This window comes from Mesorhizobium sangaii (assembly GCF_014207355.1).
Taxonomy (GTDB): Bacteria; Pseudomonadota; Alphaproteobacteria; order Rhizobiales; family Rhizobiaceae; genus Mesorhizobium; species Mesorhizobium sangaii.
The window spans coordinates 93878-120462 of record NZ_JACHEF010000007.1; the positions used below are offsets into that span (position 1 = coordinate 93878).

A 26585-nucleotide genomic window follows, 5' to 3' on the forward strand; every position below is an offset into this window, starting at 1 on the left:
AGGCTTTGGCAAGATCCTGCACGGCGAGGCCAGTGCTGCCCGTCCGGGACGGCAGCCGACGACCGAGGCGGGATCGCGCGAGCAGCGCTGGAGCAAGCTCGCCGCCGGTCTTGCCGGACATGGCGGCAAGGCCGAACCGACATCGGCCGATCCCGGAAGGATCGCCTCGGCCAAGGTGCCGACCGCGAAAATCGGCAAGGACGATTTGGAAGCCAAGGACGATTTGGAAGCGAAGTCGCACAAGGACGATGCCGATACCGAAGAGACGGCGCCGGACGCGGATGCCGCGCCGCCGCTTCAGGACCATCTGCCGCTGCTGATCGCCTTCCATGACTTGCGCCATTTCTCGACGTCGACCAAGGCAAGCGGGCGCGACACGGCCACGGGCGAGAGCCAGCCGGACCCGGCGCTCGACACGCAGGCTCCGCTGTCAAAGACCTACCGGTCGAAGTCCACGGCCGGAAACGAAGTCCTAGAAACCAAGTCGAAGCCGGAGCAGGTATCGATCGTCGACGGGCCCTTGACGGAGCTTGACGGCCAGCCACCGAGCGCTGCCGGCATTGCCTCCAGCGCGCCGAAACGCGACACTATCGTGGCGGCGCAGAAGCTGCCGGACGCCACAACCGCCGATGTGCCCGGCGTGCAATCGAAACACACCGCGCCGGCGATGAAAAGCATCGAGGATGTCCAGTCCTCGTTACGGCCCGAAGCCGGAAAACAATCCCTGTCCGCCGCACGCATCGACGTCGTGTCGCAACAGAGCTTCCCGGCGCCACCGCAAAGTCCCATCAGCCAGGCAGCCCTCAATGTGGTCAACGCCATAGCCGCCGATGGCGGCCCGCAAAAGGCCCTTCCAGCCTCATCCGCGGCCACCCAGCTGGGCAGCCCTGTTGCCGTTCCGACACACGTCTTGAAGATCGAACTTCACCCCGCCGAACTCGGCATGGTGACGGCCAACCTTCGCCTCTCCGGGGAACAACTTTCGATTGAACTGAAACCCGCAACACATGACGCTTATCGTCGTTTGTCCGCCGACAGCGAGGCCATCGTCAAATCGCTGCGCGGGCTCGGTTTCGAGGTTGACAAGGTGACGGTCCTGCAACCTTCGGTAGCGGTTCCTGCTGCAACCCGCACCGATGCGACCGCCCCCTTGCCGGCGGCGTCGGGCCGCGATCCGTCATCCTTCCAACCTGGAAACCCGAACGGCGGCAATGGTGGTGCGGGTGGTCAGCAACCGGGTCAGCAATCCGCAGGAAACCGCAATGATGACGCGCAGGACTACGGCCGCGGCACTTCACCTTCTCGCGAGCGCGCTGGCGACGATATGTTTATCTAGCGCAGCAGGCGCTGCCGCTGCCGCCACCAACCCCTGCGAGCCCGAGATCCTGCGTGCCGCCGACCGCTATGGCGTGCCCGCCGGCATCCTCTATGCCGTGGGCCTGACGGAAACCGGAAACAAGGGCAGCCTTCAGCCCAACGCCTTGAATATAGAGGGAAAAGCGGTCTTTCCGAGAAGCCGGACAGAGGCCCTTGCCGCCTTCGCCAATGCCCGGCGCGAAGGCAAGACGCTCATCGATCTGGGCTGCATGCAGATCAACCATCACTACCACGCGTCGCATTTCCGCAGCGTCGAGGACATGCTCGATCCGCGTCAGAACGTTGACTATGCGGCGCGCTTCCTGGCCAGTCTCCATGCCCGCCACGAGACCTGGTCGATGGCCGTCGCCCGCTATCATGCCGGTCCCGACAACGATCCGGCGCAGAAGATCTATGTCTGCCGCGTCATTGCCAACATGGTCGCCACCGGCTTTGGAAAATGGACCGCGAACGCCCGCGGCTTCTGCAACCCGTAGGCGTACCTTTGGCTTCCAGTACGCCGTTCGCGCAGTCCTTGGTTGTCGTTTTGACTTGGCCGGAACTTGCCGCCGAAAGCATATCTGGTTGCAGGCTAATGCAACCGGCGCGATTCCAGACTCCCAAGAAACTAGCTACAAGAAATGACGGTTGTTCAGGATTCTCGCCAGCGGATACCCCTTTTCTCACGGGGCAAATGATTTGATTCGGAGGCGGGCCGATGATTGTAATCGTTGACGAGCGCGAGCTCGTAACAGAGGGATACAATTCACTTTTCGACCGTGAGGGTGTGGCCTGCGCAGGCTTCGCGCCGGGCGAGTTCGGCGAGTGGGTAAGCTCGGCGGCCGACACCGACCTGAGGTCGGTCCGAGCCTTCCTCATCGGCGACTGCCGCGACGGCTCGATCTCTCCCCGTCAGATCCGCGACCGCACCGGCGCACCGGTCATCGCCTTGAGCGAACAGCACTCGCTGGAAAACACGCTGCGGTTGTTCGAGAGCGGCGTCGACGACGTCATTCGCAAGCCCGTCCACATCCGCGAGATCCTCGCCCGCATCACCGCCATCCGCCGCCGCGCCCAGGAAGACGTCGCCTACACCGAGATCGGCGCCATGCGCATCTTCATGGATGGCCGCGACCCCGAGATCGATGGCCAGCCTTTGCCCTTGCCGCGCCGCGAGCGCCGCATCCTCGAATATCTGGCCAGCAATCGCGGCCGCCGCGTCACAAAGACCCAGGTTTTCAACGCCATCTACGGCATTTTCGACGAAGAGGTCGAGGAGAACGTGGTCGAAAGCCACATCAGCAAATTGCGCAAGAAGCTGCGCGAGAAGCTGGGCACCGACCCGATCGATTCCAAGCGCTTCCTTGGCTACCGGCTCGTCTTCTGATGCAGCCCCGCGCCAGCCTCGCGCAAGACAGGATGCGTAGCCTCGTAGCCAGTGGCATCCGCATTGGAGCCAGCGGCATCCACATTGGGGAGACGTTTCGATGAGCCTCTACGGAATGATGCGGACCGGCGTTTCCGGCATGAATGCACAGGCAAACCGGCTGTCCACCACGGCCGACAACATCGCCAATTCCGACACCACCGGCTACAAGCGGTCCTCCGCCGAATTTTCGTCGCTGGTCATGCCGAGCACGGGCGGTGCCTACAATTCCGGCGGCGTCACCACGACGATCCGGCAGGCGGTCAGCGATCCGGGCGTGCTTCAATACACGACCTCGGTCTCCGACCTTGCCGTCAACGGCGATGGTTTCTTCGTCGTTCAGGATCCGAGCGGAACACCCTTCCTGACCCGGGCCGGCGCCTTCGTTCCCGATGCTGAGGGCAGGCTTGTCAACGCGGCCGGCTTCCAACTTATGGCCTACAGCTACGCCAACGGCGTGCCGGCGGCGACAGTGAACGGCTTCGAGGGCCTGACCCCGGTGCTCATCTCCGACCAGGGGATGACGGCAACGCCGAGCACCCAGGGTACTTACAGCGGCAACCTGCCGGCAGGCGCGACGCCGGTCGCCGCCGGCAATCTGCCCACAACCAACGCCGCGGGCGCGCAGTACACCTCGAAATCCTCGATGGTCGCCTACGACAATCTCGGCAACAAGAAGCTGCTTGACGTCTATTTCACCAACACCGGCGCCGGCACCTGGCAGGTGTCGGTCTTCGATCAGTCGAAGGCCACCGCCGGAACGTCGTTCCCCTACACCGGCGGCGCATTGGGCTCGGCCAACCTGACTTTCGACACGACCACCGGCAAGCTCACAGGCGCCGTCAACAGCGTCAGCCTGACGGTGCCCAATGGCGCCGCCTTTTCGCTGGACCTGTCGGCATTGACCCAGCTCGGCGCCGGCTTCACCGTTTCCGACGCCCAGGTCAACGGCAACGCACCGAGCACCATCGACAAGATCCAGATCAGCAAGGACGGCACCATCTCGGCGCAGTACAAGGACGGTTCCACTAAGGCGCTCTACAAGATTCCGCTGGCCGACGTGCAGAGCCCGGACCAGCTCAACGCGCTGCCCGGCAACGTCTACGCACAGGGCACCGAATCCGGCGCGGTCCGTATCGGCTTTGCCAATGAGGGCAAGGCCGGCTCCATCATCTCCGGCGCACTCGAGAATTCCAACGTCGATATCGCCGAAGAACTGACCAACATGATCGCGGCACAGCGCAGCTACACAGCCAATTCGAAAGTCTTCCAGACCGGTTCCGATCTGATGGACGTCCTTGTCAACCTGAAGAGATAAAACGGGCCGCGCCCGTGAAAGACCCGCATGTCGTTGTCCACTGCACTGAGCATCGCCCAATCGGCGCTTATGAACACCGCGCGGCAGACCAGCGTCGTCTCGCGCAATGTCGCCGACGCCGACAATCCGGACTATTCGCGCCGCCAGGCCGTCGTCACAAGCACGGCGCCGGGCGCGCGTTCGGTTGATATCCGGCGCGCCGCCAACGACCTGCTGTTCCGCCAGAACCTCAGCGCGCTGTCGGCCTGGAGCGGCCAGAGCGCGCTCTACAGCGGCATGGATCAGCTGGGGGTATCGGTCAATGGCGTCGACAATGCGTCCTCGCCCTCGACAGCGATCGGCAATTTGCAGCAGGCGCTGCAGCTCTATGCCACCTCACCGTCCAACCAGAACCTCGGCGCCAGCGTCGTCGACGCCGCCAGGCAAGTCGTGCGATCCCTGAACGAGGGCTCCACGGCGATCCAGGATTTCCGCACCCAGACCGACGGCCAGATCGCCACGGCGGTCCACGACCTCAACTCGCTGCTCAGCCAGTTCCAGGATGCCAACACCGCGGTCATTTCCGGAACCCGCTCCGGCACCGATGTCTCCGACGCGCTCGACCAGCGCGACGCGCTTTTGAAGAAGATCTCGGACTATATCCCGGTCTCGACCTTCACGCGCGGTGACAATGACATGGTCGTCACCACTGGCGACGGCACGACGTTGTTCGAAACCATTCCGCGCACGGTCAGCTTCGCGCCGTCGTCGGGCTACACCGCCGGTGGAGCCGGCAACGCCGTCTATATCGACAATGTGCCGATCTCGGCGGGAGCCGGCGGCAACACCAGCGCCAGCGGCAAGCTCGCCGGCCTGCTGCAGTTGCGCGACAGTGTCGCCTCGACCATGCAGAGCCAGCTCGACGAAACCGCGCGCGGCCTGATCACGGCTTTTGCCGAAACCGCGCCTCCGCTGCCCAATGCAGCCGGTCTGTTCACCTGGTCCGGTGCGCCGGCCGTACCGGCAGCGGGCACGCTGGTCAATGGCCTTGCCGGTTCGATTAGCGTCAATGCGGCGATGGACCCAAGCGCCGGCGGCAATCCGACGCTGTTGCGCGATGGCGGTGCCAATGGTGCCGCTTATGTCGCCAACACCGGCGGCGGCGCCTCCTATTCCGACCTTCTGGTCGCCTATGGCGACCGGCTCGACAAGCCGATGGCCTTCGACCCTGCCGCCGGGGTTTCGGCAACGTCCAGCGTTTCGGACTACGCGGCCAACTCGATCGGCTGGTTCGAGGGCGTGCGCCAGCAGGCATCGACCGCCTCCGACGCCAAGGAAGCGCTGGCATCGCGCAGCGCCGAGGCGCTGTCCAATGCGACCGGCGTCAATGTCGACCAGGAAATGTCCCTGCTGCTCGACCTCGAACACACCTATCAGGCATCAGCCCGGATGATGAAAACCGTCGACGACATGATGACGGCCTTGCTCAACGCGGTGGGATAATCCATGACTTCAGTCTCGTCAGCCGCCATATCGAACGCCATGCGCTCCCAGCAGATGCGCATGCAGGCCGAGCTTGTCAAAGCCACGAAAGAGTCCTCGACCGGCAGGGTCGCCGATGTCGGCCTGGCTCTCGGAGCGCGCACCGCGCAGTCCGTCACCTTCTCGCGCGATCTCGACCGCCTCAACGTCATCATCGACTCCAACGGCCTGGTCGGCTCCCGCTTGTCTTCGACGCAGACCTCGCTTAGCCAGCTCTCGACCGCAGCGCAGTCCTTTCTGTCCGCCCTGACCACCGCGTCATCGAGCGATTCTTCCAACAGTCTCACCCAAGCCTCGGGCAAGGCGACCATCCAGCAGCTGACCTCGATCCTCAACACCAGCGTCAACGGCGAGTACCTGTTTGCCGGCACCAACACCGACGTCAAGCCGATCAACGACTTCACCGCCGCAGGCTCGCCAGCCAAGGCGGCCTTCGATGCCGCCTTCGTCGCCAATTTCGGCTTCACCCAGGATGACCCGGCGGCGGCCAACATCACCGCCGCCCAGATGGACGACTTCATCACCAACGACGTCGTGCCGCAGTTCATGGGCCCGGGGTGGCAAGGCAACTGGTCGAACGCCACCGACCAGCAGATCGTCAGCCGCATCGCCCTGAACGAAACCACGCCAACCTCGACCAGCGCCAACAGCGCTGGCATCCAGAAGCTCGCCATGGCGGCGGCCATGGTCTCCAGCCTGATGTCCAGTAACATCAGCCAGGCCGCGAAGAACAAGATCGTCAGCCGCTCCACCGCACTGGTCGGCGAAGCGCTGAGCGGCATTGGCCAGATTCAGTCCGAGACCGGCATCGTCCAGAAGCGGGTTTCCGATGCGAACGACCGCATGAAAACGCAGGTCGACCTTTTCGAACGGCACATTCTCGATCTGGAAGGCGTCGATCCGGCCGAGGCCGCGACCCGGGTTGCCGATCTGACTCAGCACATCGAAACGTCCTTTGCATTGACCGCGCGCCTGCAGCAGCTCAGCCTGTTGAATTACCTGACCTGACAACGCTTAACGGAACGGTAGAGCCCCACCGATGTACCAATTCTCCTACGCCGACATCCAGAGCACCTCCGTCGCCGACGCCAAGGACCGTGAGCGGGAGCTCCTGACCCGCTCGATCGACATGCTGTCGGCGGCGGCCGCCGCCGGCCACGGGTCGATGGCAGCGGTCGAGGCGCTGCATTTCACCAACCGCGTCTGGACCGCCTTCGTCGAGGATCTCGGCTCCAGCGACAACGCGCTGCCAAAGGAATTGCGCGCCAACCTCATTTCCATCGGCCTGTGGCTGCTGCGCGAGGCAGAGGACATTCGCCAGGGCCGCACCAACAATTTCGAAGGGCTGATCGAGGTGTCCCAGATCATCAGGGACGGCATTCAATGACCAACACGCTGAAGATATCGCTGAAGCCGAACGAGAAGATCTACATCAACGGCGCCGTCATCCGCGTCGACCGCAAGGTCACCGTCGAATTGATGAACGATGTGCAGTTCCTGCTCGAAAACCATGTCATCCAGGCCGAAGACGCCTCGACGCCGCTCAAGCAGCTGTATTTCATCCTGCAGGTCATGCTGATGAACCCGGCCGGCGCGGCCGAGGCGCGCGATATGTTCCGGCGTTCGCTGCCGCTGCTGCTGGCTAGCTTCGAGGACGCCCAGATCTGCGCTGGACTGAAACAGATCGACCGCATGGTCGGCGAGGATCATATCTATGAGGCGCTGAAGGCAATCCGCGCGCTCTACCCGCTCGAACGCCGCGCGCTTGGCGACAATGACTATGTTCCGGGTGCCGCGCGCCCGCAGGCTGTGGGAGCACGATACTGATGAACGTGGACATGACGACGACGATACCGACTGGCGCCAACCAGACCAGCCAGCAGACCTCGAAGACAGCTGTCGACTACCAGTCGTTCCTGAAGCTGCTGATCGCCGAGATGAAGAACCAGGATCCTACCAAGCCGATGGATTCGACGCAGTATGTTGCACAGCTCGCCACCTTCTCGCAGGTCGAACAATCGGTGCAGACCAACACCAAGCTCGACCAGATCATGTCGTCCTCGGCGCTGTCGCAGGCCGATGCGCTGATCGGGCGCTCGATAACCTCCGCCGACGGCAAGACAACGGGCACGGTGGCGTCGGTGCGCCTCGCCAGCAGCGGCCTGATCGCCGTGCTGCAGAACGGCACCGAGGTCGCGGTCGGCCCAGGCGTCTCGATCAAGGCCGCGAGCTGACGCTTCCGGCAGGGTTAGTCCTATGAATGAGGCCGACGCTCTCGACATCGTCCAGTACGCGGTGTGGACGGTGCTCACCGCGTCCGCCCCGGTGGTGCTGGTCGCCATGGCGGTCGGCATCGGCATCGCCCTCATCCAGGCGCTGACGCAGGTCCAGGAGATCACCTTGACCTTCGTGCCGAAGATCGTCGCCATCATGCTGGTGGTGGCGCTGACCGGCCCCTTCATCGGCAGCCAGATATCGGCCTTCACCAACGTCATCTTCGAGCGCATCCAGAATGGATTCTGAGCAAGTCGACGGAAGCCGTGCCGCGGCTTGTCGGCCGCCAGACCACCATCCCTCACCCAAGCACTGCATGCGCAGGTCCGTGCCGAACCATCGGGATCCTCGACCACTGCGGAATGGCGACGTGGACCGCCTCTATCCCATTGTTGGACCATGACCTTTTTCGAAAGGTGTTCGCCCTTTCAACCGCCATGCCCTACTTTCGGCAAATGATCTGAGCAAACGGATCGTCTGACGAATCGGCACGACATGGCAGGGACCCACCGATGATTGACGAAAAGCCGGAAAGCGAAAGCGTTTCGGCGCTGGCGCCCTTCCGGCACGGCATTTTCCGCGCCGTATGGGCCGCAAGTCTCGTCTCGAATTTCGGTGGCCTGATCCAGGGCGTCGGCGCCGCCTGGATGATGACCACGATCGCCACCTCGTCCTATCAGGTGGCCCTGGTCCAGGCTTCGACCACCTTGCCGATCATGCTGTTTGCGCTCGTCGCGGGCGCCATCGCCGACAGTTTCGACCGGCGCAAGGTGATGCTGGTCGCCCAGACCTTCATGCTGGTCGTCTCCGTGCTTTTGACCCTGTTCACCTATGCCGGCCTGATGACGCCGTGGACGCTGCTGGCCTTCACCTTCCTGATCGACAGCGGCACCGCGCTCAACAGCCCGTCCTGGCAGGCCTCCGTCGGCGACATCGTGCCCCGCAACAAGGTGCCGGCCGCCGTCGCGCTCAACTCGATGGGCTTCAACCTGACCCGCAGCGTCGGCCCGGCGATCGGCGGCATCATCGTCGCCGCTGCCGGGGCGGCGGCGGCCTTCGCGGCAAACGCGGTGAGCTATATCGGCCTGATCGTCGTGCTGGCGCGCTGGAAACCGGACCTGCCGGTCTCGACCTTGCCGCGCGAGTCGCTGGGTGCGGCCATGGGCGCCGGCCTCCGCTACGTCGCCATGTCGCCCAACATCGGCAAGGTTCTGGTCCGGGGTGCCGCTTTCGGCTTCAGCGCCGGCGCGGTGCTTGCGCTCTTGCCGCTCGTCGCTCGCGATGTCGTCAAGGGCGATGCCCTGACCTACGGCATCATGCTCGGCGCCTTCGGTATCGGCGCGGTCGGCGGCGCGTTGATCAGCGTCAGGCTGCGGCAGCTGCTATCCAGCGAGACGATGGTGCGCTGTGCCTTCGCCGGCTTTGCCGCCTGCGCCTTCAATGCCGCCGTAAGCCATCATGCCTGGCAGACGTCGCTCGGCCTGTTTGTCGGCGGTGCCTGCTGGGTGATCGCGCTTTCGCATTTCAACGTCACCGTGCAGATGGCGACACCGCGCTGGGTGGTCGGCCGGGTGCTGTCGGTCTATCAGACCGCGACTTTCGGCGGCATCGCGCTCGGCAGCTGGATCTGGGGCGTCGTCGCCGATGCGCATGGCGCCGAGACCGCGCTGATCGCCGCCAGTATCGCCATGCTGGCGGGCGGCGCCATCGGCCTGCTGCTGCCGCTGCCGCAGCAGCAGGTGCTCAACCTCGATCCGCTCAACCGCTTCAAGGAGCCGCACCTTGCGCTCGACCTCAAGCCGCGCAGCGGCCCCATCGCCGTCATGATCGAATACATCATCCGCGACGATGACGTGCCGGAGTTCCTCGCCACCATGGCCGAACGCGGCCGCATCCGCCGCCGCGACGGCGCCCGCAATTGGACGCTGGCCCGCGACGTTGAAAATCCGGCGATCTGGATCGAGCACTATCACACGCCGACCTGGATCGAATATGTGCGCCACAATGGACGCATCACCCATGCCGACGCCGTCATCGGCGAGCGCCTGCGGGCGCTGCACAGCGGCGGCGAGCCGCCGCGCGTGCGCCGGATGATCGAGCGCCCGACGACCGCGGGCACCGCGCTCGTGATGGCCAAGGGACCGATCGAGCACTAACCGGGGCCACCTTTGGGCGACGTGCACTAACCCTCGCCCGACAGGTCCCTGCGCGCCTTGTCGAGTTCCTCGGCATAGCGCCGCATCAGATGGCCTTCGGTCAACAGCCCCAGCACGATGCGGTCGGCGAAATCCTCGACCACGGCGAGCTCTTCAGCGCCGGCGCGCTGGAAGGTCTCGGCGGCGGACTGCACGTTCATGCTCGGCACCAGCACCGCGTCCTTGTACTTGGCAAGGTCGCGCACAGCCACCTCGCCATCGGAAGGATCGCTGTGCAGTTCGGCCACGATCAGCACGCCGACATAGTGATCGCCCGCGTCGACGGCAATGATGCGCTGGGCCGAACCGAGCGGCACTTGACTGCGGAAGGCCGCCAGCGTCGTCGAGGCATGGATGGTCTTGATGTCCTTGCGCATCATCGAGCCGACTGTGAGGCTGCGCATCCAGCCGACGTCGTGAGCGCTGCGGATGGTCTCGCCGCGCAGATGGAAGCGCCATGTCGAGAAGGAGTAGCCGAAGGTCTCGCGCACAAGGATGGCCGACATGATCGAAGCCGCCAGCACGACACCGGTCAGCGTCAGGTCGCGGGTCGATTCCAGCGCCAGGAAGGTCATCGTCAGCGGGCCGCCGACGACGCCGACGGCGAGCGACGTCATGCCGACGACGGCGGCAACCGCGGGATCGATGCCGGTGGCCGGCGAGACCAGCGCCATGACACCGGCAAACGCCTTGCCGAGCAACGCGCCGAGGAATAGCGAGGCGAAGAACAGCCCGCCGCGAAAGCCCGAGCCCAAGGAGATGGCGGACGCCGCCAGTTTCAACAAGAAGACGCTGGCCACCACGGCCAGACCGTAGTTCATCGCGAATTCGCGATGCAGCGCGCCGTGGCCGCTGGACAGGACTTGCGGCGTGACCAGCCCCAGCAGGCCGACGATGACGCCGCCGATGACGGGGCGTAGCGACGCATCGATCGACAACCTGGCAAAACCCCGTTCGATCAACGTCACCAGATGCATGATGGCGATCGAGGCCGCACCGCCGAGCAGGCCGAGCAGCAGGAATGGCACGTACTGGCTGGCGGTCAGCGCCGGCAGGCCCGAAAGCTCGAGCGGAAACGGCACGCCGCCAAACACTTCCGCCGTCAGCGAGGCTGAGACCGCGGCGGTCATGACAGGCGCGACATTGGCGACCGAGTAGATGCCGATGACCAGTTCGAAACCATAGAAGGCGCCCGTCAATGGCGCATCGAAGGCGGCGGCTATGGCGCCGGCGGCACCACAGCCGACCAGGATGCGGACATCGTTGCGGCGCAGCCGCAAGATGCCCGCCAGCCGCGACGCGAGGCCGGACCCAACCTGCGTGTAGCCGGCTTCCAGCCCGACCGAGGCGCCGAACCCGCTGGAGATCATCGTCTGGCCGGCGATGATGAAGGTGTCGGTGAGCGACATGCGCCCGCCATAGAGCGCGTTGGCTTCGATCGGGTCGATCGGCGTGCGGAATTTGCGCAGTCTGAGCCAGATCACCGTCAGCCCGAGCAGGATGCCGCCGATCGCCGGTATCAGCGCCTGCATCGGGTTGGCGAGCGAGAACATGCCGGAAAGCCGGCCGCCGGGCTGGACGCCGAACAACAGCCCGTGCAGGTCCTGAACGATCTGGCTCATCGCCGTGACAAGGATGCCTGCCATTACCCCGACGACACCGGCCAGGATGACCACCACGATGCCGCGCGCCTCGAGCAGCGGCATCGACCTGATCAGCACCGCACGCAGCCGGCGGGCGTAGACTTCGCTGTGGTTTCTGGAAAGCACCGGTGCGGCTCGCCGATATCGGAAAAGGCAGTGGAAAGCCCGCCTGATACGCCCGGCGACACGGCATGGCAACCACATTGGCGACAGACAAGGCGCCATTGTGGCATGGGGCGACCGGCTGCGACCAAAGCTGCCTCTGTTGGAACGCGAACGGTTGCCGTCGGTCGACAGATCGATCAGGTCGGCTTGGGATCGCCGGCCTCATAGAGCACGAGATTGCGCTCGCCGATGCCAAGTGCCGGCCAGCTCGCGCGCCAGTCCGCAAGGTGCGGCGAGCGGAAATGCACGTCGAGTGCAGCCCTGTCGCTCCAGACCTCCGTGACCCGGATGAGCCCGGCATCGAACACGTCCTGCGCATAGGAATATTCGAGGCAACCGGGCTCGGCGCGGCTGGCCGAGACCATGCGCTCCATCGCTGGCTTTGCCTCCCCTAGCTTTCCCGGCGGCAAGCGGATGGTGCCGATGATCAGAAGCATGGGATTTCCTTTTGGAGGCGACGGTCGAGAGCCCAGTAGCCAGTCTCCCACCCTCGCGCAAGCTTGGCCGGTTAGGCTCACAAGGCTGCCGCGCGGGCAGGCTTGGCATTTTGGGGACGACATGGCGATCAGCGAAAGCATCCAGCCGGGCGCAGTGGCCAAGAACGGCCGCGACGTCTTCTTCGCCATCGGCATCGTCATCATCCTGGCCGTGCTGTTCCTGCCGATCCCGGCCTTTCTCATCGACATCGGCCTCGCCTTCTCGATCGCGCTTTCGGTGCTGATCCTGATGGTGGCGCTGTGGATCCAGCGACCGCTCGATTTCTCGTCGTTCCCGACGGTGCTGCTCATCGCCACCATGCTGCGGCTGTCGCTCAACATCGCCACTACGCGCATGATCCTGTCGCATGGCAATGAAGGCACGCACGCGGCCGGCTATGTCATCGCCGGCTTCTCCAAGCTGGTAATGGCCAGCGACTTCGTCATCGGCCTCATCGTCTTCATGATCCTGATCGTGGTGAACTTCATCGTCATCACCAAGGGCGCCACGCGTATCGCCGAAGTCGGCGCCCGCTTCACGCTCGATGCCATTCCCGGCAAGCAGATGTCGATCGACGCCGACCTCTCCGCCGGCATGATCGACGACAAGACGGCGCAGCTGCGCCGCCGCGAGCTGGAAGAGGAATCCTCCTTCTTCGGTTCGATGGACGGCGCCTCGAAATTCGTCCGCGGCGACGCCATCGCCGGCCTCATCATCACCGCCATCAACATCGTCGGCGGCATCGCCATTGGCTATATCAGGCACGGCATGGGCATGGGCGAAGCCGCCGACGTGTTCATCAAGCTCTCGGTCGGCGACGGCCTCGTCACCCAGATCCCTGCGCTGATCGTTTCGTTGGCCGCTGGCCTGCTGGTCTCCAAGGGCGGCACGCGCGGTTCGACCAACCAGGCGGTGTTCGGCCAGCTCGGCGCCCATCCGCGCGCGCTGTACGTGGCGGCATCGCTGCTGGTGCTGCTCGGCCTGATGCCCGGCCTGCCGCTGTTTCCGTTCTTTGCGCTGGCCGCCGGCATGGCCGGCCTCGGCTACATCATCCCGATGCGCCACAACCGCGCCGTCGCCGCCGCCGAAGCGATCAAGGACCAGGAGAAGGCGACCAAGGTCGAAGAGGAAAAGAACTCGGTCAAGGCGTCGCTTGCCACCGCCGAGATCGAGCTGCTGATCGGCAAGCAGCTGTCGACGCGGCTGCTGGTATCGCATCAGGAACTGGTTTTCCGCATGTCCAAGATGCGCAAGAAATTCGCCACACAATACGGCTTCGTGGTGCCGGAAGTGCGGGTTGCCGATGATTTCGCCATCCCGCCGAAGAGCTATCAGATCAAGGTGCATGGCACCGTGGTGGCCGAATACCAGATGCGCGTCGGCGAGATCATGGTGCTGCTTGGGAACCGCGACATACCCGAAATACCGGGCGAGGAAATTCGCGAGCCGGCCTTCGGCATGCGCGCCTACTCCGTGGTCGAAACCTTCGCCGAAGACCTAAAACGCGAGAACTACACCTTCGCCGACAACATGTCGGTTCTGCTCACCCATCTCTCCGAGGTCATCCGCAACAACCTGCCGCAGCTTCTCTCCTACAAGGACATGAAGGCGCTGCTCGAACGGCAGGATCAGGAATACCGCAAGCTCGCCGACGAGATCTGCACCACGCACATCTCCTATCCCGGCCTGCAGGCGGTGCTGAAGCTGCTGCTCGCCGAACGGGTCTCGATCCGCAATCTGCATCTGATCATCGAGGCGATCGCCGAGATCGCGCCGCATGTGCGCCGCACCGAGCAGATCGTCGAGCATGTCCGCATCCGGATGGCCCAGCAGATCTGCGGCGACCTTTCCGAGGGCGGCGTGCTCAAGGTGCTGCGTCTCGGCAACCGCTGGGACCTCGCCTTTCACCAGAGCCTCAAGCGCGACGCCAAGGGCGAGGTGCGCGAGTTCGACATCGATCCGCGCCAGCTGGAAGAGTTCGGCCAGGACGCGACCAAGGCGATCAAGAAACATCTCGAGGCCGGCGAGCGTTTCGTGCTGGTCACCGCGCCCGACGCCCGCCCCTATGTGCGCATGATCATCGAGCGGCTGTTCACCACGCTGCCGGTGCTCAGCCACGTCGAAATCGCCAAGGGCGTCGAAATCAGGGTGCTCGGGACCATATCGTGAGCGTTCTCTCGCAAGGCGTCGTCATCGCGGCGTTCCTCGCCCTCTGCCGCATCGGCGCCTGCTTCATGTTGATGCCCGGCCTGTCCAGCGCCCGCGTCCCGGTCCAGGTCAGGCTGTTCGTGGCGGTCGCCGCCACTGGCGGCCTGCTCGCCTTCCTGTGGGACCGCATCTTTCCCTTCGTCGATTCACGCCCGCAAATCCTGGTGCCGATGATCATCTCGGAACTTCTGGTCGGCGGGCTGATCGGCGCCATGACCAGGCTTTACATGGAAGCCTTGCGCTTCATGGGCTCGGCCATCGCCATGCTGATCGGCTATGGCGGCACCGGGGGACCGGCGATCGAAGAGCCGGAACCGCAGGCAGCCCTTGCCGCCATCATCTCGTTCTCGGCCCTGTTGATGCTGTTCGTCTTCGACTTCGACCATGAGATCATACGCGCGCTGGTGAGTTCCTACACGGTCGCGCCGGTCAACATCTTCTTCAACCCGCAGGCCGCGCTCGTCGATGTCACCGACACGGTATCGGACACATTCTTCCTGGTCATCCGCCTCGGCAGCCCGTTTGTCGCCTACGCCATTCTGGTCAATCTGACGATCGGCTTCGTCAACAAGCTGACCCCGCAGATCCCGATCTATTTCATCTCGCAGCCCTTCATCATCGCCGGCGGCATGATCATCTTCTATTTCGCGGTCGGCACCATGCTGTCGCTGTTCGTCGCCGGTTTTGTCGACCTGACATTGGCAAGATAGCCATGAGCACGCGCAGAGACCGCCTCAGGAAACTGGTCAAGGTGCAGGAACAGCTGAAGGCGCTGCACGAAACCCGTCACGCCACCTTCCTTGCCGCGGCCAGCGCCGCCGAGGCTGAAGCCCGGGAGCTGGTCGGGCATTTCGACCGGGCCGATTCCCTCTCCGGCCTGTTTCCCGATCTCTACCATCGCCGCATCGCCAGCGCGGTCGGGCGCCAGGAGGCGAGCCTCGCAAGCGCCAGGCAGGAGGCCAGCCTCATCGCAGCGGCGACCGCGCGCACCAACATGGTCGAGCGCGCCTACAAGGACGTGCGCAACCGCGACGAACGCGAACGCTCCGACCGCGAACGCCTCGACCTGATTGCGCAAAAGCGGAACAACGAATAGCGCCGGCGGGCGGTTCCTGAGTCAGCCAGCGTTGGCTGCACTAGCCCCGTCACCGAGTATTATTTTCGCCACCCGCTTCGTTTCCTGGCGGCCATCTCGCACCCGGATTCAGTCCGCGTGCTTGGAACAAATGACGCGCCAGACTGTTCACCTCTGATACGACGCTGACGTGCCCGGCAGGCTGGGTAAGCGGCGATCCTAAGGAGTTCTCATCATGAAGATTTCGTCCCCATTTCGTTCTGCCGCATTTGCCGTCATCGCCGCTGCGGGTGTAGGCCTCGCCAGCGCCGCGCATGCCGACAGCGGTACGATCCGCTTCGCCGTCTACAAGGCTGCCTTCTTTGTGGGTGGCTCTGGAGGCGAGGGCACGCTGACCTTCCATGGTCGCCGCTATCCCGTCTCTATCGGCGGCATCTCGGGCGGTCTCGCCTTCGGGGCTTCCAAGACCTATTTCCAAGGGACCGTGCGCCACATTCGCCGCGCCCGAGACGTGACGGGCGTCTACGGTGGAGCGGGCGGTGGCGGCACGCTCGGCAAAGGGGCCCAGGTGATCGTAATGTCGAATGACAAGGGGGCCCAACTCGAACTCTCTGGCAAGCAGGTAGGCCTGCAAGTCAACGCCGATCTCAGCGGTATGGCCATCACGGTGAAATGAGGCTCGCTCCGTCCGTCGCCCCCGCGGTCGGTTTCTAGCGCTACCATCTCGGAAGCGGCCGTTCCGCTTACAGCCAAAACGCGACATCCGAAAGCGGCTTGGCGATGTCCGCAGTTGGCGGCGGACAGGATACGCGCCTGCGTTCCACCTCTCCACGCCCGCGCAAGCCTGCCACAAGCTTGTTGAGGCATGGTCTGGCTAAGGAAAACCGATAAAGGGCGGACTTTCTTGGCGATTTCTCCACCCAGCGACATCGTTATGGATGTGGCCCGTGCCGTCGATCCGACGGATATCGAGGCCGCCCGCGCCGCGCTGAGCAAGCGGGCGAGCGGTGTTGCCGGGACGTTTTCGGTCGACACCGCCGCTTCGGTCGATGCCGGCTCGATCCTGTCGCGCGCCACCGCCGACAAGGCCGCGACAACCGATCCGGCCAAGAAGTTCAAGAAGTTCGAGGCCATGGTGCTGCAGACCTTCATCCAGAACATGCTGCCCAAGGACACCGAGGGCGTTTACGGCAAGGGCCTGGCCGGCGACATGTGGAAATCGCAGCTTGCCGAGCGGGTGGCCGACGTGATGGCCGAGCGCGGCGGCATCGGCATCGCCAAGTCGATGCTTGCCGACCACTATCTCGAAGGCAAGCGCGTCGTGCCGGTCGGTCCGGTTTCGGGCGGGCCGGAAAAGACCGAGATCGATCAACAAAACAGCCTGTCGACCTCGCTGGTCCACGAATTGCAACGCAAGGCGGCCCGGTCGATCACCGGTGACGACACCGCCATCAAGACAGACATCAAGATCTAGGGCATGCCCCGAAACCGGAACCGGTTTTGGGAAGGATCATGCCAAGACACTGAGATAGTGCGTATCCGAGTTCAATCTAACCAGACCGGGATTCTCATGGCCGACTTTTCGGAATTCACCGCCAACCTGCCAGCACGCACGACAGCATCGGAAGCGCCGATCCCGTTCGCGCGCCCTGGCAACCTCGCCGCCATCATCGGCCGCATCGAGGAAGTGGTCGAGGAAGAGACGGCCGGCATCCGCAACGCCACCAACTATGATCTCAAGGCGTCGAACGCTCGCAAGAGCCGCTATCTCTACGAACTGACGCGCGCCATGCGGGGCGGCAGCGAAGCCGAATTCCTCGAACAACACCGGGAGGGCCTGACCCGGCTGCGCCAGAAGCTGGCCAAGAACGAGGCGGCCATCCTGGCTCACCTCAGCGCGGTCAACGAGGTCGCCAGCCTGCTGCGGCACGCCATCCAGCGCGCGGAAACCGACGGCACCTATTCCGCCGGCGAGTTCGGCTGGATGAAGGCATGACGACGAACACAATGCCCAGGCAAGAAGCTAATGCCGCGTTCCCATCGCAAGGGAGCGACAAGGCCTGATGATCAAGGTCATCGCCATCGCCGTCTGGATCTGCGCCGCCACGCTGGGCGCCGTGTTCTATTCGTTCCAGGCAGCCGGCGAGCGTGGTGTCGGCGAGACACCGAAGCCGATGCTGGGTGGCTTGGACTACGTCAAGACCGACATCATTTCGGTACCGCTGATCCGCGATTCCCAGATCGGCGGCTATTTCCTGACCAAGCTTGTCTACACGGTCGAGCCCGAGCAGATAAAGAAGCTGTCCATTCCGGCGGAAGCGCTCATCACCGACCAGGTCTATACCTACCTCTATTCCAATCCGCAGATCGACTTCACCAACAAGGCGACGATCGACCTCGATGCCTTCCGCGCCGCGATCCGGGATACCGTCAACGCCCGTGTCGGCGCCACTTTGGTGCATGAGGTTCTGATCGATCAGGTCAATTTCCTGAGCAAGGACGAAATCCGCGACAACTGGCTGCGCCGCAAGAAAAGCGAGACAGCGGCGGAAATGACCAAGGCATTCAAGGAACATTGAGGTGCCCGGCTCGCCGCTGCGCCTGAGCCACGGTCACGCCGGGACCTCATCCGCTGCGGCGATAGGAACCAGCCACCTGAATCCGCGTTGACGTAAACGTCAACCCAAAGCTATATGCGACCGTGATCGCGACAGCGCGGCATGGAGCTTCGAGCGCCGCTGCGCGACAGATGCAACCAGACAAGGAGAACAGCGTGAGCGTTCAGGAGATTGCAGAGAAGATCAAGTCGCGCGTGGCGAGCAGCGGATTCGATCGTTCGGTGAAATTCGACACCGGGGCCGACGGCGTCATCGTCATCGACGGCACAACCATCTCGACATCGGACGGCCCTGCCGATTGCACCATCAAGCTCTCGCTCGACGATCTGGATTCGCTGATTGCTGGCGACCTGAACCCGACCATGGCGTTCATGACCGGCAAGATAAAGGTCGAAGGCGACATGACCGTCGCCATGGCGCTCAGCCAGTTGATCGGCTGACAACTCGTGAGACGCACGAAAACGCCGCCCGTTGGGCGGCGTTTTTGTTTTGGGCCGGACCCGGGTGGCCGCATCGGGCAGCCCTTGCAGCTCAGGCCGCCGACGTCAGTTCCTGCGCCTTCAGCTTGCGCCCCGCCGCCTTCAGCGTGCCGTGTACGCCGTCAAGCGCGCCGTCGACCAGTTCCAGCGCCAGAAGGCGGTGCCGCTCATAAGGGCCGGGCATGGCGAGCGAACCGGTCCTGGCGGCCGAAAATCCGAAGCGTCCGTAATAGGGCGCGTCGCCGACCAGCAGGATCGCCGCATGGCCAAGCCGCGCCGCCTCGGCGATGGCATGACGCATCAGCGCCGAGCCGATGCCGGCACTCTTGAGCGATGGGTCGACGGCGAGCGGACCAAGCAACAGCGCTGCCGGACCGCCCTCGCCCAGCCTGACATCCCACAGCCGCACGGTGCCGGCGACGGCGCCCGACGCATCGCGGGCGACGAAGGCCAGGCCTTCCGAGGGCCGGCGGCCGCGCCGCAGCTTCTCCGAAGACTTCTTCCTGCGCATCGGCCCCATGGCGTCGTCGAGCAGCGCTTCGCGCGCCGCAACGTCGGCTGAGGTTTCGGCGACGATGGCAATGGCGCGGGCACTCTCCCCCACACGGGGGGAGATCGGCCAGACGCCCTCATCGATGAAATTTGCAATGTCCATTTCCGCAATCCCTAGCGAGCGGAGATCTGTTCCACAGGCGAGCCCGGGTGGGCGCCAGACGCCCACCTGGGATGATCTGAGCGGCTCTTGCGAGCCGATCAGATCACGTAGGATCGGAGAGGCTCGAAGCCGTTGAAGGCGACCGCCGAGTAGGTGGTCGTGTAGGCGCCGGTGCCTTCGATCAGCACCTCGTCGCCGATGGTCAGCGACAGGGGCAGCGGATAAGGCGTCTTCTCGTACATCACGTCGGCCGAATCGCAGGTCGGGCCGGCGAGCACGCAAGGCGCGGTCTCCGTGCCGTCATGCGCGGTGACGATCGGGTAGCGGATCGCCTCGTCCATCGTCTCTGCCAGACCCCCAAACTTGCCGATATCGAGGAACACCCAGCGCACATTGTCGTTGGCGGCCTTCTTCGAGATCAGCACGACTTCCGACTTGATGACGCCGGCATTGCCGACCATGCCGCGGCCCGGCTCGATGATGGTTTCCGGAATGGCATTGCCGAAATGCTTGCGCAGCGCCGAGAAGATCGCCTGGCCATAGGCCTTGGCCGCCGGCACGTCACGCAGGTAGCGTGTCGGGAAGCCGCCGCCCATATTGACCATCTTGAGCACGATGCCTTCGTCGGTGAGCGTCGCGAACACAGTCTTGGCGTCGGCCAGCGCACGATCCCAGGCCGTCAGGTCGGTCTGCTGCGATCCGACATGGAACGACACGCCATAGGCGTCGAGGCCGAGCCCCTTGGCATGGCGCAGCACGTCGACGGCCATCGCCGGCACGCAGCCGAACTTGCGCGACAGCGGCCACTCGGCGCCCTCGCCATCGGTCAGCACGCGGCAGAACACGCGCGCGCCGGGAGCGACGCGGGCGATCTTTTCGACCTCTTCGACGCAGTCGACCGCGAACAGGCGGATGCCGAGCTGGTAGGCGCGTGCGATGTCACGCTCCTTCTTGATGGTGTTGCCGAAGGAGATGCGGTCCGCCGGCGCACCAGCGTCCATCGCCATCTCGACTTCGGCAACGGAAGCGGTGTCGAAGGACGAGCCCATCGCAGCAAGGAGGCGCAGGATTTCCGGCGCCGGGTTTGCTTTCACCGCATAGTAGATCTTGGAATCGGGCAGCGCCTTCTCGAAGGCGCGGAAATTGTCGCGCACGACATCGAGGTCGACGACGAGGCAGGGGCCGGTCGGACGTCGGGTGGCGAGGAAGTCAAGGATACGCTGGGTAGCCATCGGGGTCTCTCCATCAGCGCCTTTCGGCGCGCAATAAGGCTGCGGAACGCGGGCTGTCGGCCTCGCGAACACGCGGTGGACAAAGGCGGGACGGAAATCCATGGAACCAGCCGGTGGAGACCCCGGAACCATGAAGCGCCGTCTCGCGGCGGTGAACCTTGGCCTTGCCCGGCCTCGGTTCGCTTTGTCTGCCTTGGCTTGGATGGGAGACCCGTCCGCACTGCCGGCAATGAAGGTGTGCCTCTTCAGTAACCCCGGTCTTTGGACAACCGGCAGAACACCAGAAAGGCCCGCACCGTCGTTGCTTCAAGGTGTCCTCGGTCTGGCGGTTGGCCGCTAAACCGACTGGAGGGGTTGGCTCCAGTTACCTTACCGATTTCCCTCACCATTCGAGGATCGGCGGACACCCACAGGCACGTGCGACTTTGGGCAAGCGCGATATAAGAGCGTACGCTTTCACAATCAATAAAAATCGCATCCAAGGTTGTAAAATTTCTGGCATCGAACAATGCTGGTGCAATCGTATCCGGATATCGAACGATGCCAGGCACCCACGGCCCCCTCAACGCCTTTCTCGACGTTCGCCAGATGCCGGTGGCACATGCCGAGCTCGGACCGCTGGCCGGCTTGCGGCTGGCCGTCAAGGACATCTACGACGTCGCCGGCTACCGCACCGGTTGCGGCAATTTGCAGAAATTCGCCGAAAGCCACCCTGCCGCGCGCACCGCGCCGGCCGTGCAGATGCTTCTCGATGCCGGCGCGCGCTTCGTCGGCAAGACCCAGACCGACGAGCTTGCCTTCGCGCTGTTCGGCCAGAATGCGCATTTTTCGTTTCCGGTGAACCCGGCAGCGCCCGACCGCGTCACCGGCGGCTCGTCATCGGGGTCGGCGGCGGCGGTGGCGGGCAGGCTGGCCGATATCGCCACCGGCTCCGACACCGGCGGCTCGATCCGCGCGCCGGCGAGCTTTTGCGGATTGATTGGGCTGCGCACCACGCATGGCCGCATTTCGCTCGACGGCGCGATGAAGCTGGCGCCAAGCTTCGACACGTTCGGTCGGTTCGCCGACGACATCGAGACCTACGAGACAGTGGGCAAGCTGCTGCTTGGCCGCGACCCGCACCAGCAAGCATTGGAACGCCCGCTGGCGCTGGACCGGCTGGATGGACTGGTCGCCCGCCCGGCGCTTGCCGAATATGCTCGGATGAAGGCACTGGCGAGCGCAGTTTTCGGTACGCCGGCGACGCCGGCTGCACCCTTCGCCTCGTCTGCGGATGAACTCTACTGGTGCTTTCGCCGGCTGCAGGCCAAGGAAGCCTGGGCGGTGCATGGCGCATGGATCACCAGCGGCGACCGCGACCTCGGCCCCGACGTCGATGAACGTTTCGGCTTTGGCCGCGCCGTCGACGCTCCGACAGCACAGGCCGAGACGGTGCGACGGCTGACCTTCAAAGCCGAACTGAGCGCCCTGCTCGGCAAGGACGGATTCCTTGTCCTGCCGACGGTGCCGGGCCCGGCACCCTACGTGGACAGCACGCCGGAGCAGTTCCAGGCCTATCGCGAGCGGGCGTTGCAGCTTCTGTGCCTGGCCGGCCTGTCGGGTTTTCCGCAAATCACCTTGCCCATCGGCTCGGTCGCCGGTGCGCCGTTCGGCCTGTCGCTGCTTGGCCCTTCCGGCAGCGACATTGCCCTGATAAGGCTCGGCCGCAAACTTCTCGACGCCGCACGAAGGGCCTGACCATGGACACACTGACCCGCATGCGTGCCTTCATCGATGTGGTCGAGGCCGAGGGCTTTTCGGCGGCGGCGCGCAAGATCGGCCGTTCCAAGGCATTGCTGTCGAAATATGTCCGCGAGCTGGAGGACGAGCTCGGCGCGCTGCTGCTCAACCGCACGACAAGGCAGTTCTCGATGACCGAGGCCGGCCACACCTATTACCGGCGCGCCTCCGAGATCGTGCGCGAGGTCGACAGCCTAGCCGATGCGGTGCGCGAATCCTCAGGCGACGTGCGCGGCCGCATCAAGCTGTCGGCGCCGCGCACCTTCGCCGATGCACCGATCGGCCAGTCGCTGATCGACTTCGCCAAGCAGTATCCCGACATCGTGCTCGACATCCAGCTCGACGACCGTTTCGTCGACCTCGTCGAGGAAGGCTTCGATCTCGCGGTGCGCATCTCGCGGCTGGAGAACTCGTCGCTGATCGCCAGGCGGCTGGCGCCGTTTTCGATAAGGCTGTGCGCCTCTCCCGAACTGATCGCCAAGCACGGCATGCCGACACGGCCGCAGGATCTCGGCCGCATGCCCTGCATCGTCGACACCAATGGCCGCGGACTGAACAACTGGCCGTTCAAGGGCGACAATGGCGATCCGGTGAGCGTTGCGGTGTCGGGTCCGATCGAGGTCAACAGCCCGATGACGGCGCGGGCCGCGGCCCTGGCGGGGCTCGGATTTTCCGTCCTGCCGGATTTCATCGCCGCGCCCGATCTCGAAAGCGGGCGGCTGGTGACGGCGCTCGATGACCGCATCCTGTCGGGCGGCGGCATCTTTGCCGTCTATCCGCACCGCCGCTACCTGCCGGCCAAGGTCCGGGTTTTCGTCGACTTCTTGGTGCAGTGGTTCAAGTCGCGTGAGGCTGCTTGAGCGCTTCGAGAGCCAAAGCGTAACGCGCTTTAAGTCTTTGTTCGGTGCGTGTCGTTGTCCCAAAACCGCTGCCCGCCTTTGGGCGGTGCGCACCAGCGGTCCCAATTTCGCCCCCTTTCTGGTAACTCTCGATATCTCTCCGAGGCCGATGGAATCGCGACCGAGAATGCACCTCAAACGGCACGCAATCATGCTGGCTTCGGCCTTGGCGGCGACCTTTGCCGCCACCGGACCGGCTTACGTGCATCCTCATGTCTTCGCCGAGGCTCGCCTCGACGTGATCCTCTCCCCGGATCACCAAAGTGTGAAGGCGCTGCGTCATCTCTGGCGCTTCGACGATCTGTTTTCCAGTACGGTGATGATGGAGTTCGACAAGAACTCCGACCTGAAGCTCGACGACAAGGAGCTGAAGGAGGTCGCCGACACCGTCCACGCCTCGCTGGCCGAGTTCAACTACTTCCAGCTCGTCACCGTCGACGGCAAGGATGTGGCGATGACGCCGCCGCCGCATCTGATGGCCAATTTCGACAATGACCAGCTGATCATCCTGTTCGAGTCCGAGCCGAAGGAGCCGATCAAGCTCACCGGCAAGATCGACATCGGCGTCTACGATCCGACCTTCTACACGGCGATCGATTTCACCGAGGACCGCAACATCACGGTCGAAGGCCTGCCGTCGAATTGCACCAGCAAGGTTGTCCGTCCCGATCCGGACGAAGCGATCAAAGAAAACCAGAAGACCCTGACCGATGCCTTCTTCAACGATCCGACAGGCACCGACATGAGCAAGATCTTCGCCACCAAGCTCGAACTGAACTGTCAGCCAGAAGGATGAAGCCGGTGACGAAACCGTCCCTGCGTTTGGCATTCGGCCTGTTGGCCATCACCTTTGTCATGATGCATTTCGCCAATTCCGCCCATGCCCAGAGTTCGCTCGGCATCGGCGTCAATGACGGCATGGCGCCCACCACGGGCCCCTTCGCCCACATCCTGATGTGGATCAATCTCAGGCAGCAGGAATTCTACCGCGCGCTGGCGACGGCGATGAAGGCGATGCGCCAGGACGGCAGCAAGCTGTGGGGGCTTATCGGCCTGTCCTTCGCCTACGGCATTTTCCACGCCGCCGGCCCTGGTCACGGCAAGGCGGTGATCTCGTCCTACATGGTGGCCAATGAAGTGGCGCTGCGGCGTGGCATTCTGTTGTCCTTCGTCTCGGCGCTGCTGCAGGGCCTGACCGCGGTCGCGGTGATGGCGGTCGCTTATTTCGTCCTGCGCGGCACCGCCGTCTCGATGACCGATGCGGCCTGGTTCATGGAAATCACGAGCTTCGTCTTCGTCACCCTGTTCGGTGCCTGGCTGCTGTGGCGCAAGCTCGGCCCGTCCGTCCTGCGCCTGTTTGGCAGAGGGCCCGCCTACAGCCTGTGGGCGGCTCACGCCGGTCATTCCCATACGGGTCATTCGCACGCGGGTCATTCGCATGCCGGCCACTCTCATGCCGGTCATTCGCATGCTGTCCATGACCATTCGGCGCATGCCCATTCGCACGCCCTGCACGCGCATGATCATCACGACCACGCGCACGATCATCACGAGCACGGTGCGCATGACCATGGCCCACACGACCATGCTCATCATGATCACGCGGCGGGCGAGGTCTGCGACACCTGCGGCCACTCGCATGCGCCCGATCCGGCGCTGCTGTCGGGCGACCGCTTCGACTGGCGCACGGCCTGGTCGGCGGTGGCTGCGGTCGGCATCCGTCCCTGTTCCGGCGCGCTGATCGTGCTGAGCTTCGCACTGCTCAACGGGCTCTGGCTCGGCGGCCTGCTGTCGGTGCTGGCCATGTCGCTGGGCACCGCGATCACCGTCTCGGCCCTGGCGACGCTGGCGGTGACCGCCAAGAACTGGGCAGTGTATTTCGCCGGCGACGGCCGCATGGGCAACCGCATCCACTCGATCGTCGAGATCGGTGGCGCGGCGTTCGTCTTCCTGTTCGGACTGCTGCTGTTGTCGGCGAGCCTGGCGACGGGCGGCTGATGTTGCGGGTCGCGACGCTCCGGGTTTAAACCGCGATCTTGCCTTCCAGTTCATCCTCGATATGCGCGCGGATGATCTCGTCAAAACTCTTTTCGGCACTGAAGCCAAGCTCTCTTGACCGCCGCGCCTCGAACCGCGTCGGCCAGCCCTTGACGATCGCCCAGATCGTCTCGTCCGGCTCCTCGCGGATCAACTTCACCGCCTTGGCACCGGCAATGCGTTCCAGCGCCTCGATCTGCTCGCCGACGGTGACCGCGACGCCGGGCATCGTCAAATTGCGGCGCGGCCCGACAGCGTTGCCGTCGATCTCCGCCGCATGGATTAGGAAATTGACCGCCGAGCGCGGGCTGGCATGGGTGTGCACGACCGAGCGCGGCACCGGCAGGATCGCCTCATGGCCGCTCAGCGGCTCGCGGATGATGCCGGAGAAGAAGCTGGAGGCCGCCTTGTTCGGCTTGCCTGGCCGCACGCAGATGGTTGGCAGCCGGATGCCGATGCCGTCGAAGAAACCGCGCCTGGAATAATCGGCAAGCAGCGCTTCGCTCATCTGCTTCTGGGTGCCGTACGAGGTCAGCGGCGTCGGATGGAATTCATCCGGGATGACATCGGGAAACGGCGCGCCGAACACCGCGATCGACGAGGTGAAGACGACGCGCGGTGCAAAGCCCGCCAGGCGGATGGCATCGAACAGCGCTCGCGTGCCGTCGAGATTGACGCGGTAGCCGAGATCGAAATTCGCCTCCGCTTCGCCCGACACGATGCCGGCGAGATGGAAGACGACATCGGGGCGTGATGCGACCAGGCGCTCAGTGGCCCCCGCCTCGGCGAGGTCGCCAGTGTGGATGGTGACGCTGACGCCGTCCATGCTAGGTGCCTGCGGCGGCACGATGTCGTGCAGGTCGAGTGCTGCGATCTTGCGGCTGCGCAGCGTACCGTCCTTCGCCAGCCGGGCGATGAGCTTACGGCCGACCATGCCTGCGGCGCCAGTGATCAGAATGCGCATGTCGAAATCCCTTACTTACCCTGGTTTTTGCGCTGGTTGCGGGCCCGCAGCCAGAACACCGAGAAAAACGCCAGCACGAAGACGATGCCAAAGGCACCGGCCAGCACGGTCGAGAAACTGCCAAGTGCCAGCATCATGGTCGGCAGATAGAACGCGGCGATACCGAACAGAAGCATGATCCACGCTGCCGCGATGGCCGCATTCCTGGTGTCACGGTCCATCATGCTGCACCCGGGCTGCGGGTCTTCATCAGGCTGGTTGTCA

At 64.2% G+C, this 26585-nt stretch carries 29 protein-coding genes; 23 read left to right on the forward strand and 6 right to left on the reverse strand.

The window, feature by feature from the left end; all coding sequences use genetic code 11:
- Positions 1 to 175: 175 nt before the first annotated feature.
- From fliK to HNQ71_RS28120, 11 genes are all read left to right on the forward strand, one after another.
- Positions 176 to 1336, forward strand: a complete 1161-nt coding sequence (fliK, locus tag HNQ71_RS28070) for a flagellar hook-length control protein FliK (protein WP_343068264.1) — start codon at positions 176 to 178, stop codon at positions 1334 to 1336.
- Positions 1266 to 1853 carry a transglycosylase SLT domain-containing protein gene (locus HNQ71_RS28075; protein ID WP_210334088.1) on the forward strand — a complete coding sequence of 196 codons (588 nt, stop codon included), beginning with the start codon at positions 1266 to 1268 and terminating at the stop codon, positions 1851 to 1853. The genes fliK and HNQ71_RS28075 overlap by 71 nt, the downstream gene beginning before the upstream one ends.
- Positions 1854 to 2074: 221 nt before the next feature.
- Complete coding sequence (locus HNQ71_RS28080; protein ID WP_184876537.1) at positions 2075 to 2743, forward strand: response regulator transcription factor; 669 nt, start codon at positions 2075 to 2077, stop codon at positions 2741 to 2743.
- A 100-nt stretch (positions 2744 to 2843) separates the two neighbouring features.
- On the forward strand, positions 2844 to 4100 hold the full coding sequence (locus HNQ71_RS28085; RefSeq protein WP_184876538.1) for a flagellar hook protein FlgE: 1257 nt from the start codon (positions 2844 to 2846) through the stop codon (positions 4098 to 4100).
- A 27-nt stretch (positions 4101 to 4127) separates the two neighbouring features.
- Entirely contained in the window at positions 4128 to 5582 is a 1455-nt protein-coding gene (gene flgK, locus HNQ71_RS28090) for a flagellar hook-associated protein FlgK (protein WP_184876540.1), read from the forward strand.
- 3 nt (positions 5583 to 5585) lie between these two features.
- Positions 5586 to 6629 carry a flagellar hook-associated family protein gene (locus HNQ71_RS28095; protein WP_184876542.1) on the forward strand — a complete coding sequence of 348 codons (1044 nt, stop codon included), beginning with the start codon at positions 5586 to 5588 and terminating at the stop codon, positions 6627 to 6629.
- A gap of 31 nt (positions 6630 to 6660) precedes the next feature.
- Complete coding sequence (gene flaF, locus HNQ71_RS28100; RefSeq protein WP_184876544.1) at positions 6661 to 7008, forward strand: flagellar biosynthesis regulator FlaF; 348 nt, start codon at positions 6661 to 6663, stop codon at positions 7006 to 7008.
- On the forward strand, positions 7005 to 7448 hold the full coding sequence (flbT, locus tag HNQ71_RS28105) for a flagellar biosynthesis repressor FlbT (RefSeq protein WP_184876546.1): 444 nt from the start codon (positions 7005 to 7007) through the stop codon (positions 7446 to 7448). Before flaF ends, flbT begins: the two co-directional genes overlap by 4 nt.
- Positions 7448 to 7855, forward strand: a complete 408-nt coding sequence (flgD, locus tag HNQ71_RS28110) for a flagellar hook assembly protein FlgD (protein WP_184876548.1) — start codon at positions 7448 to 7450, stop codon at positions 7853 to 7855. Before flbT ends, flgD begins: the two co-directional genes overlap by 1 nt.
- Positions 7856 to 7877: 22 nt before the next feature.
- Positions 7878 to 8144: a flagellar biosynthesis protein FliQ gene (fliQ, locus tag HNQ71_RS28115; protein WP_095084529.1), complete on the forward strand. Its 267-nt coding sequence runs from the start codon at positions 7878 to 7880 to the stop codon at positions 8142 to 8144.
- Between the two features lie 263 nt (positions 8145 to 8407).
- The gene (locus tag HNQ71_RS28120) at positions 8408 to 10051 is read left to right on the forward strand and encodes an MFS transporter (protein WP_184876550.1); all 1644 of its coding nucleotides are present in this window, start codon (positions 8408 to 8410) and stop codon (positions 10049 to 10051) included.
- Positions 10052 to 10077: 26 nt separating this feature from the next.
- Here HNQ71_RS28120 and HNQ71_RS28125 read toward each other — a convergent pair whose 3' ends face one another.
- Both HNQ71_RS28125 and HNQ71_RS28130 read right to left on the reverse strand, forming a co-directional pair.
- On the reverse strand, positions 10078 to 11859 hold the full coding sequence (locus tag HNQ71_RS28125) for a chloride channel protein (RefSeq protein WP_184876552.1): 1782 nt from the start codon (positions 11857 to 11859) through the stop codon (positions 10078 to 10080).
- Between the two features lie 176 nt (positions 11860 to 12035).
- Complete coding sequence (locus HNQ71_RS28130) at positions 12036 to 12335, reverse strand: putative quinol monooxygenase (RefSeq protein WP_184876554.1); 300 nt, start codon at positions 12333 to 12335, stop codon at positions 12036 to 12038.
- A gap of 121 nt (positions 12336 to 12456) precedes the next feature.
- On the opposite strand from HNQ71_RS28130, the gene flhA reads away from it, so the two are divergent.
- The 8 genes from flhA to HNQ71_RS28170 all read left to right on the forward strand — a co-directional run bounded on the left by flhA (position 12457) and on the right by HNQ71_RS28170 (position 18716).
- The gene (gene flhA / locus HNQ71_RS28135) at positions 12457 to 14544 is read left to right on the forward strand and encodes a flagellar biosynthesis protein FlhA (RefSeq protein ID WP_184876557.1); all 2088 of its coding nucleotides are present in this window, start codon (positions 12457 to 12459) and stop codon (positions 14542 to 14544) included.
- On the forward strand, positions 14541 to 15293 hold the full coding sequence (fliR, locus tag HNQ71_RS28140; RefSeq protein ID WP_184876559.1) for a flagellar biosynthetic protein FliR: 753 nt from the start codon (positions 14541 to 14543) through the stop codon (positions 15291 to 15293). The genes flhA and fliR overlap by 4 nt, the downstream gene beginning before the upstream one ends.
- Before the next feature lie 2 nt (positions 15294 to 15295).
- Positions 15296 to 15679 carry a hypothetical protein gene (locus tag HNQ71_RS28145; protein ID WP_184876561.1) on the forward strand — a complete coding sequence of 128 codons (384 nt, stop codon included), beginning with the start codon at positions 15296 to 15298 and terminating at the stop codon, positions 15677 to 15679.
- 214 nt (positions 15680 to 15893) lie between these two features.
- Positions 15894 to 16334 carry a lipid-binding SYLF domain-containing protein gene (locus HNQ71_RS28150; protein WP_184876563.1) on the forward strand — a complete coding sequence of 147 codons (441 nt, stop codon included), beginning with the start codon at positions 15894 to 15896 and terminating at the stop codon, positions 16332 to 16334.
- A 189-nt stretch (positions 16335 to 16523) separates the two neighbouring features.
- On the forward strand, positions 16524 to 17132 hold the full coding sequence (locus HNQ71_RS28155) for a rod-binding protein (RefSeq protein ID WP_184876565.1): 609 nt from the start codon (positions 16524 to 16526) through the stop codon (positions 17130 to 17132).
- 96 nt (positions 17133 to 17228) lie between these two features.
- Complete coding sequence (locus tag HNQ71_RS28160) at positions 17229 to 17654, forward strand: hypothetical protein (RefSeq protein ID WP_095084539.1); 426 nt, start codon at positions 17229 to 17231, stop codon at positions 17652 to 17654.
- Positions 17655 to 17721: 67 nt separating this feature from the next.
- On the forward strand, positions 17722 to 18237 hold the full coding sequence (locus tag HNQ71_RS28165; protein WP_184876567.1) for a hypothetical protein: 516 nt from the start codon (positions 17722 to 17724) through the stop codon (positions 18235 to 18237).
- A gap of 194 nt (positions 18238 to 18431) precedes the next feature.
- Positions 18432 to 18716, forward strand: coding sequence for an SCP2 sterol-binding domain-containing protein (locus tag HNQ71_RS28170; protein ID WP_184876569.1), 285 nt, complete (start codon positions 18432 to 18434; stop codon positions 18714 to 18716).
- Positions 18717 to 18807: 91 nt separating this feature from the next.
- On the opposite strand, the gene HNQ71_RS28175 is transcribed toward HNQ71_RS28170, so the two are convergent.
- Positions 18808 to 19410 carry a GNAT family N-acetyltransferase gene (locus HNQ71_RS28175; RefSeq protein WP_210334070.1) on the reverse strand — a complete coding sequence of 201 codons (603 nt, stop codon included), beginning with the start codon at positions 19408 to 19410 and terminating at the stop codon, positions 18808 to 18810.
- Positions 19411 to 19508: 98 nt separating this feature from the next.
- Entirely contained in the window at positions 19509 to 20642 is a 1134-nt protein-coding gene (gene odc2, locus HNQ71_RS28180; RefSeq protein ID WP_184876571.1) for an ornithine/lysine decarboxylase, read from the reverse strand.
- Positions 20643 to 21182: 540 nt separating this feature from the next.
- Between odc2 and HNQ71_RS28185 the strand changes: the two genes are divergently transcribed.
- From HNQ71_RS28185 to HNQ71_RS28200, 4 genes are all read left to right on the forward strand, one after another.
- Positions 21183 to 22379, forward strand: a complete 1197-nt coding sequence (locus HNQ71_RS28185) for an amidase (RefSeq protein ID WP_184876572.1) — start codon at positions 21183 to 21185, stop codon at positions 22377 to 22379.
- Between the two features lie 2 nt (positions 22380 to 22381).
- A complete protein-coding gene (locus HNQ71_RS28190; protein ID WP_184876574.1) occupies positions 22382 to 23281 on the forward strand; it encodes a LysR family transcriptional regulator in 900 nt (299 codons plus the stop codon).
- A gap of 166 nt (positions 23282 to 23447) precedes the next feature.
- On the forward strand, positions 23448 to 24116 hold the full coding sequence (locus HNQ71_RS28195; protein ID WP_184876576.1) for a DUF1007 family protein: 669 nt from the start codon (positions 23448 to 23450) through the stop codon (positions 24114 to 24116).
- Positions 24113 to 25318: a nickel/cobalt transporter gene (locus HNQ71_RS28200; protein WP_184876579.1), complete on the forward strand. Its 1206-nt coding sequence runs from the start codon at positions 24113 to 24115 to the stop codon at positions 25316 to 25318. The genes HNQ71_RS28195 and HNQ71_RS28200 overlap by 4 nt, the downstream gene beginning before the upstream one ends.
- Positions 25319 to 25343: 25 nt before the next feature.
- On the opposite strand, the gene denD is transcribed toward HNQ71_RS28200, so the two are convergent.
- Complete coding sequence (gene denD / locus HNQ71_RS28205) at positions 25344 to 26321, reverse strand: D-erythronate dehydrogenase (protein ID WP_184876581.1); 978 nt, start codon at positions 26319 to 26321, stop codon at positions 25344 to 25346.
- Between the two features lie 11 nt (positions 26322 to 26332).
- Positions 26333 to 26545, reverse strand: a complete 213-nt coding sequence (locus HNQ71_RS28210) for a hypothetical protein (protein WP_184876583.1) — start codon at positions 26543 to 26545, stop codon at positions 26333 to 26335.
- Positions 26546 to 26585 lie beyond the last annotated feature (40 nt).